This window comes from Streptomyces otsuchiensis (assembly GCF_004305975.1).
Lineage (GTDB): Bacteria > Actinomycetota > Actinomycetes > Streptomycetales > Streptomycetaceae > Streptomyces > Streptomyces otsuchiensis.
In genome coordinates, this window is record NZ_BHZI01000199.1 from 1 (window position 1) to 11,271 (window position 11,271).

An 11,271-nucleotide genomic window follows, 5' to 3' on the forward strand; every position below is an offset into this window, starting at 1 on the left:
CAGAAGACGGCTTACGATTTTCCCTTTTTTCTCGTGGGCTGGGAGATGTGTATAAGAGCCCGCCCCCCCGCCGCACCCGGCGGTTCGCGCTGCCGCCGCGGGTACCCAGACGATCTGAGTACCCGTCTGAGTATCCGCGCGGATGTGGCGGAGACCGCCGCTCCGTCACAGTGATCACCAGGGCGAACGTCCACCGAACCGCCGGCACGGGGCGGCGGAGCGGTGGTGGCCGTCCGTGGCGTCGACCACGCCGACCGGGGGGACCGGCCGGGGGCGTCGACCACGCCGACCGGACTGCCGGACGGCAACCGCCCACGGGGGACACGCGGGCGGCCGTGACCGTTCCGGGGGAGACCGGGACTACGGCCGTCCGCTTTCCGTGTGCCCACAGGGCAGCAGCGGCGACAGCGCGGCGTGCACCTCCTCCAGCGACCGGTGCGGCTGGAAGGACTGCCAGTCCAGCGCCGTCACCAGCAGGACGCCCAGCACCCCGGTCGCCGCCGCCCCCGGCTCGGCGGGGCCTGCCCCGGCCTCCGGCGCGGAGTGCGCCGGCTCGCGGACCCCGGGCGGCCCGTCACCGGGCTCCGCCGCGCGCCGTCCTCCGGTTCCGTCCCCTTCGGTCCGCGCCCGCAGTACCCGCTCGATCTCCAGCGCCGACCTGCCCCGGGCCGCCGTGACCGTCGCGTGCCACGGCCGGCCGGGCCGCCACAGCTCGGCGACGCACACCCGGACCAGCGACGGGTGCTCCGCGCAGAAGGCGAGCCCGCCCCGCACCAGCGCGTCGAGGATCTCGCCCGGGGAGTCGCCCCGCTGCCACGACCGGTCGGCGGCCTCCCGCAGCGCGGCGCCCAGCAGTCCCCAGCCGTGGGCCAGCAGTTCCTCGAACAGCTCGGTCTTGCCGCCGAAGTTGTAGTAGACGGTGCCCTTGGCCACGCCCGCCCGCTCCGCGATCTCCTCGACCGTCGTGCCGGAGAAGCCCTGTTCCGCGACGAGCGCGGCCGCCGCGTCGTAGAGCCGCTGCCGGGTCGCGGTCCGCCGCGGGCCCCGGATGCCTGTCATATGCCAATTCTCCCTCCCCGGTGCCGCGTTCGGCGCCACACCCGCCACATGGCACCACCTTCGATGTGCGCCGCACCAGTCAGGTTCCGGCGTTTGCTCCAGCGGGCACGGATTGTCAGTGCCATGCGTCAGCATGTGTCCGGATGCGAAAAGTCCGCCGGGAGCGGGCGGCCGGCACCATCGGCCGCCCGGGACCGCCGGACCGCCGAGTGACGAAGGAGGTTCGTCATGACCGGAAGTCCGGCCGACGTGCACCCCGTGCTGCGTCGAGCCCAGGCACCACCGGCCGCGCTCGACCTGCTCGCCCAGGCCGAACGCGGACTGGAGTCCGCCGCCGGCTGCGAGGATCCGGGGGACGCCTATGTGGCCGTCCACCTCGCCGCACTGCGCGCCGCCGCCGCGGTGCTGGCCGTGCGGGGCCGCCCGGAGAACACCGAGCGCGGCCGCCGCCGTATACGCAGCGTGTGGGACGTCCTGCCGGAGGCGGCCCCCGAGTTGGGGGAGTGGTCCGTGCTCTTCGCGGCGAGCGCGGTGCGCCGGGCCCGGGTCGAGGCCGGTATCCGGGACGTGGTCGGTCGTCGCGAGGCCGATGAACTCGCGCGTTCAGCCGGGATGTTCGTGCGGCTGGTGCAGGCGATGCTTCCGCACCAGCCGACGCTGCCGCGTCAGCCGGGTCCGGCCGAGGGCACCGGCGGCTGACGCGGCCCCGCCGCGCCTGCGGGGCCGACCCGGGAGGAGCGCCTGGGGAGCGCCGTCACGTCCGCGCCGGGCCGCCACCCGTGCGGGTGAGCCGCACGGCGGCGCGGTCCCGTCGGCAGGGAGGCCCCGGCCGGGCGCACTCGGCGCCGCGGGCGCCGACAGAAGATCACGCCGGGCGGCAGCCGCCCGGCGGAGGGCACGGAGGGTGTGACGCCGCGCGTCCGCGGCGCGCGGCAGGCCATAAGGTGGAGGCGCCCGCCCCCGCACCGCCGTTCCGCACGAGGAGCCACCCACCATGCCGTCTGAACCGACCGCGCCCGGCCCGCACACCGCGCTGCGCACGGGGGTCGTCTGGGAGCTGCTCCGCGAAGCGCTGGACCGCCGCGCGGCAGCGGCCGGCCGTCCCGCGCTGGAGGTCCTGGACACCGGCGGCGGCAGCGGCAGCCTGGCGGTACGGGTCGCGGCCCTGGGCCACACGGTCACCGTGGTCGACCCCAGCCCCGACGCGCTGTTCGCGCTGGAGCGCCGCGCGGCCGAGGAGGACGCGGCGGACCGGGTCCGCGGTGTCCAGGGCGACACCGGCGACCTCGTCGAGGTGGCCGGCCGGGGCCGCTACGACTTCGTCCTCTGCCACGGCGTGCTGGAGTACACCGACGAGCCCCGGGCGGCACTGGGCGCCGTCGCCGAGACGCTCCGTGCCTCCGGGGGCACCCTGAGCCTCCTCGCCGCCGGAGTCGGCGGCGCCGTTCTCTCCCGGGCTCTGGCCGGACGGTTCACCGAGGCCCGGCAGGCGCTGACGGACCCGGACGGCCGCTGGGGCGAGTCCGACCCGGTGCCGCACCGCTTCACCGCCGACCAGCTCACGGCCCTGGCCGGCGCCGTCGGTCTCACCCCGCTGGCGGTCCACGGGGTGCGGGTCTTCGCCGATCTGGTGCCGGGGGCGCTGGTCGACACCGAGACGGACGCGCTGGCCGCGCTGACCAGGCTGGAGGCGGAGGCCGCGGCGGTTCCGGCCTTCCAGTCGATCGCCGGGCAACTTCACCTGCTCGCCGAGCGGTCACAGCCGTAGCAGAGCCCCTGAACGCGCGTCCGTTCCTTTAGGATCAGACGTAATATCGGACCTAAGCCCGTCGGCATGACGGAGGGGCCCCGGGGGAAGGACTCGTCCATCCCAGGGGCTGCCCGGGTCGTGGCGGACGCGGTGGGCGAAAATGCGTTAGGGGCGGCTTTCACAGGGAGCGTTCCCTGCCTATCCTGTAAGAGTCGGATCCGGTCGCCACCGCGACCGACGAGTAGGAGGACCCCGTGCCGCTCTCGGAGCACGAGCAGCGCATGCTCGAGCAGATGGAGCGAGCGCTGTACGCCGAAGATCCCAAGTTCGCGACAGCGCTCGAGGGCAGTGAGCTGCGCACGTACACCCGCAAGCGGGTCTACCAGGCCGCTGCCGGTTTTCTGGTGGGCATCGTGCTCCTCATGGGTGGCATGGTGGCCCAGCAGCCGTGGCTGAGCGTCGTCGGGTTCCTGGTGATGCTCGGTTGTGCCGTGCTCGCCGTGACCGGCTGGAAGAAGACGCCGGCGGCGGCGTCCGGAGAGGGTGCCGAGGCCGCCAAAGGCCGGGGCGCCCGGAAGAGCCAGCAGCCGAAGCAGCGTCGCTCGGTGATGAGCCGCATCGAGGACCGCTGGCAGAAGCGCCGCGACGAACGAGACCGCTGAACCACGACCGGGCCCTGTGGCCCGGTCGTCCACGTTCCGCCCGCCCGGAAGCCGTCGGCTTCCGGGCTTTCCGCTGCCCCGAGGGGGCCGGCCGGAGCCGTTCGGCGCGCTCGCCCGGAGCCCCCACCCCTCGCGAGAGCGGGGGACGGGCGGCGGACCGGCCGCCGCCCGCTGACACCAGCCCCGCTCAGCCGCGCGGGTGCCGTCCGGCCGGTACGAGACGCCGCAGCCGCTCACCCGAACGCGCCGACACGGCGCTGTAGCGTTCCGCCACCCGCTGCGTCACCCGAATGGAGGAGGGCGGAAACAGGCGCGCGTACGTCCGCGCCGCCGGCGAGGTGGCGACCCGGCGCAGCGCCTCGGACACCGCCTGTACGTCGGCGGCCACCGGACCGCCCGGACCGCCGCGACCGCTCGGACCGCCGGAGCCGGGCCCCGGAGCCCCCCGGCTGTCCCGCTCCGCGCCACCCGGCGCGTACAGATGCCGCTCCACCGCGTCCGCCACCCGGTGCGCCGCCGCCTCCGTCTCGCCCTCCAGGCCGCCCGCGCGCACGATCCGCCGGACCGCCTGGCGCGGCGTCTCGGCCGCCGCCGGTGGTGCGCCCATGTCCCAGGCGCTGTCGATGAGTTCGTCCCAGGCCGCGAGGACTCCCGCTCCCGGGGCCAGCCGCCGGCGGCGCAGCGAGGACCGCCACAGCATCGGCGTCAGCAGCAGCGCCAGCGCCAGCAGGCCGGCCAGGCCGCCCCAGATCACCGGCCAGGCCACCAGGGTGTTGTCCTCGGAGGCCGAGTTCTCGCCGGTCAGCGCCTCGCACGCCTCCGGCTCCAGCATCGGGTCGCAGCGGCGCGGCTCGTCGGGGGACGTCTGCGCGTCCTCGCTCTCCTCCGGCACCGGCGCGGGGCTCTCCGGAGTCTCCCGCTCGGAGTCGGCGCGGTCCGCGTTGTCCCGCTGCGGCCGGGTGTAGCCCGGGGCGCTGCCCTGGCCGGGGGTGGGCTCGAACCGGGTCCAGCCGACGCCCTCGAAGTACAGCTCGGGCCAGGCGTGCGCGTTGTGCAGGCCCACCGCGTAGCCGCCCGTGGCCTGCCGCGAGCCCGGGGTGAAGCCGACCGACACCTGGGCGGGGATGTCCAGGGTCCGTGCCATGGCGGCCATGGCGAACGCGAAGTGGATGCAGAATCCCTCACGCTGTTCGAGGAAGTTGGCGACCGCCTCCGTCCCCATGCCCGCCGAGACATCGGTGTTGTAGGTGAACCCGCCGTCGCGGGTGAACCACTCCTGCAGCGCCACCGCCTGCTCGTACGCGTTGGCGGAGCCGGCGGTGACCTCCTCCGCCGTGGTCCGCACCGACACCGGGAGGTCCGCCGGGACCTGGGTGAAGTCGTCCGCGATCACGGTGCTGACCGGGGCGGGGGCTTGCGCCAGCTGCTCCGGCGTCGGCTCCACCCGCAGGTGGCGCACGTCGTAGGTGAGACCGGCGCTGGACTGGCCCTGCCGCGCCGAGCGCAGTGTCCGGGAGTACAGGTCGTACTGCCAGCTGCCCTCCGCGGCGACGTCCACCGCCGGTACCGGCACGGGCAGCGACCGCTGCGCGTACTCCGGGTCGGCGGTGATCGTGGTGGTGATCTCCGTGCGGGTCACGTCGTCGGCGAGACCGGCGACCGGCCACGGCGCCTCCGGGATCTCGTCGGTCGTCGCCTCGCTGGAGAACCACTGGCGGCCGTCGAACCGGTCCAGGGAGACCACCCGGAGGTACAGCTCGGAAGGACGCTCGGCGTCCGTCTCATAGGTGAGCACGGTGCGGTTCACCGGCTGGTTCAGCTGGTCCTGGAGCGCCACCACGGGGTTGACCGCTATCGATCCCAGGCCACCGCTGCCGCCGGAGCCCCCCGAACCACGGCCGGAGGGGTCGATGATCCCCTCGCCGAGGGCGGGCAGCATGAACGGCGCGGCCACCGCGACACCGAGCGCGGCGGCGCCGATCCGGCGGCCCGTGCGCAGCCGCGGTGTGGAGACGCGCGTGGCTCCCGGCTCGTCCGGGGCGCGGCTCAGCGGGCCGGGGAAGAACCGGCCCCAGTCGGCCAGCCGGTAGCGGCTCTCGGTGAGCAGCAGTCCCAGGAAGCCGGCCGCCGCCACGACGAAGTAGACCCAGCGGGCGCCCTCCTGGGAGATGCCGGTCGCCGCGGAGTACATCGCCAGCAACGGCAGCCCGGCCGCGGCGGCGCTGCGCAGCGTCACCGCCAGCAGGTCCACGACCAGCCCGACCAGCAGTACGCCGCTGATCAGTATCAGCCGTATGCCCTCGGTCAGCGGCGCGGGTGAGGCGAAGCTGCCGACGTCGTCCGCGCCGAGGGTGTAGAGCACGCCGAGCTCGTGCAACGCCTCCGGGCCGGGCAGCACCCCCGCGACGGCGTACTCGGGGACGGAGGTCACCGTCACCAGCAGCACGCCGGTGAGTACCTGGGCGCCGCCCGTCAGGGCCGCGCCGAGCCCGCCCCAGCGGGCGAGCGCGCCCACCGAGCTGACCAGGGCCAGCAGCAGGGCCGCCTGGAAGAGCCAGCCCGGCTCCTCCACCAGCGGCAGCAGCGCGCAGGCCGTGGCCAGCGTCGCAGCCCAGGCCACCACCGTGATCCGGCCTCGTCCGCCCATGATCCCTCTCCTCGGCCGTTCCCTGTCCGTGCCCCGTACGTCCCACGCCCGCTCCGGCCGCCGCGCCCGTCCCCGGGCACCGGCCCGCCGCGGCGGTGCCGCCCCCGCCTACAGGCCCCGGGTCTGCCGTGAAGCCGACTGCCACAACTCTGCCAGGGACACGTCGGGACGGTGCGCCAGCACCGTCCAGCCGCGCTCCCGCAGCCGCTCCATGCGGCGCTCCTCCAGCATCGGGTCCAGCTGGCCCGCGGCGACGAACGCCACGGCGCCGCCACCGCGCTGCCGCAACCCGGCCAGCTGCTCGGCCGGTTCCGCGCCGACCGACCCGAGGAACGCGATCACCAGTCCCGGGTCGCGCCGGGACAGCGTCTCGCGGGCGCCCTCGAAGCCGTGGCCGTCGGAGTGGTCGACCACCGCGAGGCCGTCCAGTATCAGGCCACCGGTCTCCGTCGGGTCCGGCCGCTCACTGTCCTGCTCCGGCAGCACCGCACCGGTGTCGGTCACCAGCCGTACCGCGTAGTCACGCGCGATCAGGTGGGCGACGGCCGACGCGGCGCCGGAGACGGCCTGTTCGAACGCAGAGGACGGGCCGTCGTCGTCGTAGCCACGGCGCCGGGTGTCCAGCAGCACCGTGCAGCGGTCCTTCATCGGCTGTTCCTCGCGCCGCACCATCAGCGCGCCGCGGTGCGCGCTGGAGCGCCAGTGCACCCGCCGCAGGTCGTCCCCATGCCGGTAGTCGCGCGGAATGATGTCGTCGTCGCCGGTGACCGCCAGGGTCCGCTGCCCGCCGTCACCGTGCCCGGCGGCGTCGCCGCCCAGCGGGCTGGCCGGCAACGGCTCCACCTTGGGCAGCACCGTCATCACGTCGTACGCCGTGAACGAGCGGCTCAGCTCGACCAGACCGAACGGGTCGGCCAGCCGCAGCTGCAACGGGCCCAGCGGGTACCGCCCGCGCAGGTCGGAGCGGACCCGGTAACTGACCTCGCGGCGGCCACCGGACTCGATCCGGTCCACCACGAACCGCGGCCGGGGCCCCAGCGCGTAGGGCACCCGGTCCTGGAGCATCAGCAGCCCCGTGGGAACACCGCGCACCGAGTTCTCTAGCCGCAGCCGCACCCGTGACTCCGACCCCGCCGACACCCTGGCCGGAGTCAGCTGGCGCGCCGCGGTGATCCGGCTGCGCGTGCGGTGCAGCACCAGCACGCACAGCAGCGGCAGCAGCGCCAGCAGCGCCCCGATCCGCAGCAGGTCCGGCTGGCCCAGCAGGTAGGCGCAGACACCGGCGGCGGCGCCCGCCGCCAGGAAGGAACGGCCCCGAGTGGTCAGCCCGCTGAGGGCGGCCCGCAGCGGGCCCCGGTTCTCCGTCCCGGAGTCCGGCATCAGTACCCCCGGCGCTGCTGGCCGTAGGGGTCGGGCATCGGTGTGCGGTGGACGATGTCGGCGACGAACTGCTCGGTGGTGTGCCGGTTCAGCTGCGCCTGCGCGGTCGGCAGCAGGCGGTGTGCCAGCACCGGGACGGCCAGCGCCTGCACGTCGTCGGGCAGCACGTACTCACGGCCCGAGAGCGCGGCCGAGGACTTCGCCGCGCGCAGCAGCTGGAGCGCGGCCCGCGGGGACGCCCCGAGACGGAGCTCCGGGTGGGAGCGGGTGGCGGCGACCAGGTCCACCGCGTACCGGCGCACCGGCTCCGAGACATGGACCTCGCGGACCGCCTCGATCAGCTTCACCACGTCCGTGGCGTGCACGGCGGGGCGCAGCGAGTCCAGCGGGGAGCTCTCGCCGTGCAGCTCCAGCATCCGCATCTCCGCCTCGGGGGAGGGATAGCCGACCGAGACCCGCGCCATGAAGCGGTCGCGCTGGGCCTCGGGCAGCGGGTACGTGCCCTCCATCTCGACCGGGTTCTGGGTGGCGATCACCATGAACGGGTCCGGCAGCGCGTGGGTCTCGCCGTCGGCGGTGACCTGCCGCTCCTCCATCGCCTCCAGCAGCGCGGACTGCGTCTTCGGCGAAGCGCGGTTGATCTCGTCGCCGATCACGATCTGGGCGAAGACGGCCCCGGGCTTGAACTCGAAGTCCTTGCGCTCCTGGTCGAAGATGCTGATGCCCGTGATGTCCGAGGGCAGCAGGTCCGGCGTGAACTGGATACGCCGCACCGAACAGTCGATGGAACGGGCCAGCGCCTTGGCCAGCATGGTCTTGCCGACGCCCGGCACGTCCTCCAGCAGCAGATGGCCCTCGGCCAGCAGAACGGTCAGGGAGAGCCGCACGACCTCCGGTTTGCCCTCGATGACGCTCTCCACCGAGCGCCGTACCGCGTCCGCGGTGGCGCTCAGTTCGCTGAGCCTGGTCTGCCCCTCATAGGTCGTCACCGGTACTCCTCGGCCCCTTTCCCCGCTCTCCCCGGTGTCTCCGGGTGCTGCCGCCGTCGTCGGGCCGCGCCGTCCTGGTGAGCGGCGCGAACCGCGAGACAGCATTCTTCACACAATCCGGCCCGATCGTCACGGGGCGGATTCGGGGGCGGGCGCGATCTCCCGGAGCAGACCGGTCGCCACGTCGAAGACGAACCCCCGTACGTCATCAGTGTGCAGGAGGAACGGAGAGGTGCGCACGCGAGTCATCGACTGCCGGACATCCTGGTCCAGGTCGGTGAACGACTCCACCGCCCAGCTGGGCTTCTGGCCCACCTCCAGTTCGAGTTCGTGGCGGAAGTCCTCGGTCAGCTGCTGGAGTCCGCACCCGGTGTGGTGGATCAGCACCACCGAGGAGGTGCCCAGCGCCCGCTGGCTGATGGTGAGGGAACGGATGATGTCGTCGGTGACGACACCTCCGGCGTTACGGATCGTGTGGCAGTCGCCCAGGTCGAGACCCAGCGCGGCGTGCAGGTCCAGGCGCGCGTCCATGCAGGCGACGATCGCGACCCGCCGCACCGGCCGGGCGTCGATGCCGGGGTCCTTGAAGTCCTTGGCGTAGTGGCGGTTGGCAGCGACCAGCTCATCGGTGACCGAGATAGACATGCGGCAGACGTTAGTACGGCGCCCGCCCGCCGTGCCGCCGGCGCCGTCAACCGGGACGCACGCGTCGCAGCGAGCGCACCGGGCGCGCTCGGCCGTGGCGCGCCCGGAGTGAGAGGGATCACGCCACGCCGGTCCTCCGCGACCTGGTGCGACGCCCCACCGGCACCATCCCGGCCGCCCCGCCACACGGCGAAGCGCCAGTGATTGACCCGGGAATCAGGTGGACTAGGGTTGCGCACACCCGTCGTCCGTGTCGCTTTTCTCCCCCTCTCGCCGGCCCCGGCGGTCACCTTCGGAAGGCCCATGTCCACCACCAACGACCGGCCGGCAGCAGACCGGCACCGTCCCGTATTCCTCCAGCGATGCCTGGAGCTCCTGGGGCCCGCCCTGACGGAGCCCGGCGCGACGGTGGTGGACTGCACCCTCGGCCTCGGCGGCCACAGCGAGGCGCTGCTCGACGCCTTCCCCGAGGCCCGGCTGATCGGCCTGGACCGCGACCCGCGGGCCCTGGAGCTGTCGGCGACCCGGCTGGAACGTTTCGGTGACCGCGCCACCCTGGTGCACGCGGTCTACGACGAACTCCCCGCCGTGCTGGAGCGGCTGGGCACCGGCCCGGTCCACGGTGTCCTCTTCGACCTCGGGGTCTCCTCGATGCAGCTCGACGAGGCCGACCGCGGCTTCGCCTACGCCCAGGACGCCCCGCTGGACATGCGGATGGACCAGACCACCGGGATCAGCGCCGCCGAGGTGCTGAACACCTACCCGCCCGGTGAACTCGTCCGGATCCTGCGCGTCTACGGCGAGGAGAAGTTCGCCCGCAAGATCGTCGAGGCCGTGGTCCGGCGCCGTGACACCGACCCGCTGCACTCCAGCGGCGAGCTGGTCGCGCTGATCCGCCAGGCACTGCCGCAGGCGGCCATGCGCACCGGCGGCAACCCCGCGAAGCGGACCTTCCAGGCGCTGCGCATCGAGGTCAACGGCGAGCTGTCGGTACTGGAGAGGGCCGTGCCCTCCGCGGTGGACGCCATCGGCGTCGGCGGCCGCGTCGTGGTGCTCTCCTACCACTCGCTGGAGGACCGCCTGGTCAAACGGGTGCTGGCCGCCGGTGCGGCCAGCACCGCCCCGGCGGGGCTCCCCGTGGTGCCCGAGCAGTACCAGCCGAGGCTGCGACTGCTGACCCGCGGCGCGGAACTCCCCGGCGAGGACGAGGTGGCGGAGAACCGCCGCGCCGCCCCGGCCCGGTTGCGCGCCGCCGAGCGCGTCCGCGAGGCCCGCGCGTGAGTCCCGCGGGCAAGGGGTCGTCGACGAGCCCGCAGCAGCGCCTCGCTCGACTGACCGGACTGACCTCCGGCTCCTCGTCCTCGACGGCCGCGCGCACGCCGTTCGTCCTGCTGATCGTGGTGCTGCTGGGCAGCGGGATGCTGCTCCTGCTGCTGCTCAACGCCTCCCTCAACGAGGGATCGTTCCAGCTCAGCGAGTTGCGCCGGCAGGCGCAGGACGCCAGCGACGAACAGCAGGGGCTCCAGGCGGAGGTGGACGGCTTCTCCGCGCCGGACTCGCTCGCCGAGCAGGCCCGCGAACTGGGGCTCGTCCCCGGCGGCCCGCCGGTCTTCCTCGCCCCCGACGGCGCCGTCCTCGGCACCGCCGAGCCGGCGCCCGCGCCGGAGCCGGAGGAGGAGCCGGAGGAGGAGGAACCCGCGCCGGAGGCCGAGCCGGGTCCTGACCAGAGCCGGGACGCCGACGGCGACGCCGAGGAGGACGAGGCCGGCACGGACGCGGAGGACGTGGACGCGGAGGAGGACGCCACCGAGGACGGGGAGGCCCCCGCCGACGACCCCGAGGCCGCCGACGCCCCCGACACGGAGGACGCGACGGGCACCGAGGACGCCGCCGACGCCGCCGCCGACAGCAACGCGGATCCCGACGCCACCACCGACGACGCCCCGGCCGCCCGGACGGCCACCGCCGCGCCCGGCCCGCCCGGCGACGGCGACGGACCCCAGCCCGGCGGCGACGGCCGCACCGCACCGCAGGGACCCGCGAGCACCACCCAGCCCGAGGAGGCCGCCCCGTGACCGCCAGCCGGCCGCCCCGTCCCCGCCCGGCCGCCCGCCCCGGTGAGCCGCTGCGGCTGAGCAA

General features: G+C 74.5%; 10 protein-coding genes. 5 read left to right on the forward strand and 5 right to left on the reverse strand.

The window, feature by feature from the left end; genetic code table 11:
• Nucleotides 1-360: 360 nt before the first annotated feature.
• On the reverse strand, nt 361-1,059 hold the full coding sequence (locus E0D90_RS18320; RefSeq protein WP_130799287.1) for a TetR/AcrR family transcriptional regulator: 699 nt from the start codon (nt 1,057-1,059) through the stop codon (nt 361-363).
• Between the two features lie 228 nt (nt 1,060-1,287).
• On the opposite strand from E0D90_RS18320, the gene E0D90_RS18325 reads away from it, so the two are divergent.
• The 3 genes from E0D90_RS18325 (at nt 1,288) to E0D90_RS18335 (ending at nt 3,471) form a co-directional block, all read left to right on the forward strand.
• Nucleotides 1,288-1,758: an SAV_6107 family HEPN domain-containing protein gene (locus tag E0D90_RS18325; RefSeq protein ID WP_103504529.1), complete on the forward strand. Its 471-nt coding sequence runs from the start codon at nt 1,288-1,290 to the stop codon at nt 1,756-1,758.
• 295 nt (nt 1,759-2,053) lie between these two features.
• Nucleotides 2,054-2,827, forward strand: a complete 774-nt coding sequence (locus tag E0D90_RS18330; protein ID WP_103501203.1) for a class I SAM-dependent methyltransferase — start codon at nt 2,054-2,056, stop codon at nt 2,825-2,827.
• 236 nt (nt 2,828-3,063) lie between these two features.
• On the forward strand, nt 3,064-3,471 hold the full coding sequence (locus E0D90_RS18335; RefSeq protein WP_103501202.1) for an SCO2097 family morphological protein: 408 nt from the start codon (nt 3,064-3,066) through the stop codon (nt 3,469-3,471).
• Between the two features lie 187 nt (nt 3,472-3,658).
• Here the strand turns inward: E0D90_RS18335 and E0D90_RS18340 are convergent, their stop codons facing one another.
• From E0D90_RS18340 to E0D90_RS18355, 4 genes are all read right to left on the reverse strand, one after another.
• Nucleotides 3,659-6,118, reverse strand: a complete 2,460-nt coding sequence (locus E0D90_RS18340) for a transglutaminase TgpA family protein (RefSeq protein WP_130799288.1) — start codon at nt 6,116-6,118, stop codon at nt 3,659-3,661.
• A gap of 108 nt (nt 6,119-6,226) precedes the next feature.
• Nucleotides 6,227-7,498 carry a DUF58 domain-containing protein gene (locus tag E0D90_RS18345; RefSeq protein ID WP_130799289.1) on the reverse strand — a complete coding sequence of 424 codons (1,272 nt, stop codon included), beginning with the start codon at nt 7,496-7,498 and terminating at the stop codon, nt 6,227-6,229.
• Nucleotides 7,498-8,487 carry an AAA family ATPase gene (locus E0D90_RS18350; RefSeq protein WP_130799290.1) on the reverse strand — a complete coding sequence of 330 codons (990 nt, stop codon included), beginning with the start codon at nt 8,485-8,487 and terminating at the stop codon, nt 7,498-7,500. Before E0D90_RS18350 ends, E0D90_RS18345 begins: the two co-directional genes overlap by 1 nt.
• Nucleotides 8,488-8,616: 129 nt before the next feature.
• Complete coding sequence (locus E0D90_RS18355; RefSeq protein ID WP_130799291.1) at nt 8,617-9,132, reverse strand: beta-class carbonic anhydrase; 516 nt, start codon at nt 9,130-9,132, stop codon at nt 8,617-8,619.
• Nucleotides 9,133-9,435: 303 nt separating this feature from the next.
• On the opposite strand from E0D90_RS18355, the gene rsmH reads away from it, so the two are divergent.
• Together rsmH and ftsL are read left to right on the forward strand one after the other, a co-directional pair.
• Nucleotides 9,436-10,413 (forward strand): 16S rRNA (cytosine(1402)-N(4))-methyltransferase RsmH, encoded by a 978-nt coding sequence (gene rsmH, locus E0D90_RS18360; RefSeq protein ID WP_103501126.1) that lies wholly within the window; start codon nt 9,436-9,438, stop codon nt 10,411-10,413.
• A complete protein-coding gene (gene ftsL, locus E0D90_RS28420) occupies nt 10,410-11,207 on the forward strand; it encodes a cell division protein FtsL (protein WP_174856220.1) in 798 nt (265 codons plus the stop codon). The genes rsmH and ftsL overlap by 4 nt, the downstream gene beginning before the upstream one ends.
• Nucleotides 11,208-11,271 lie beyond the last annotated feature (64 nt).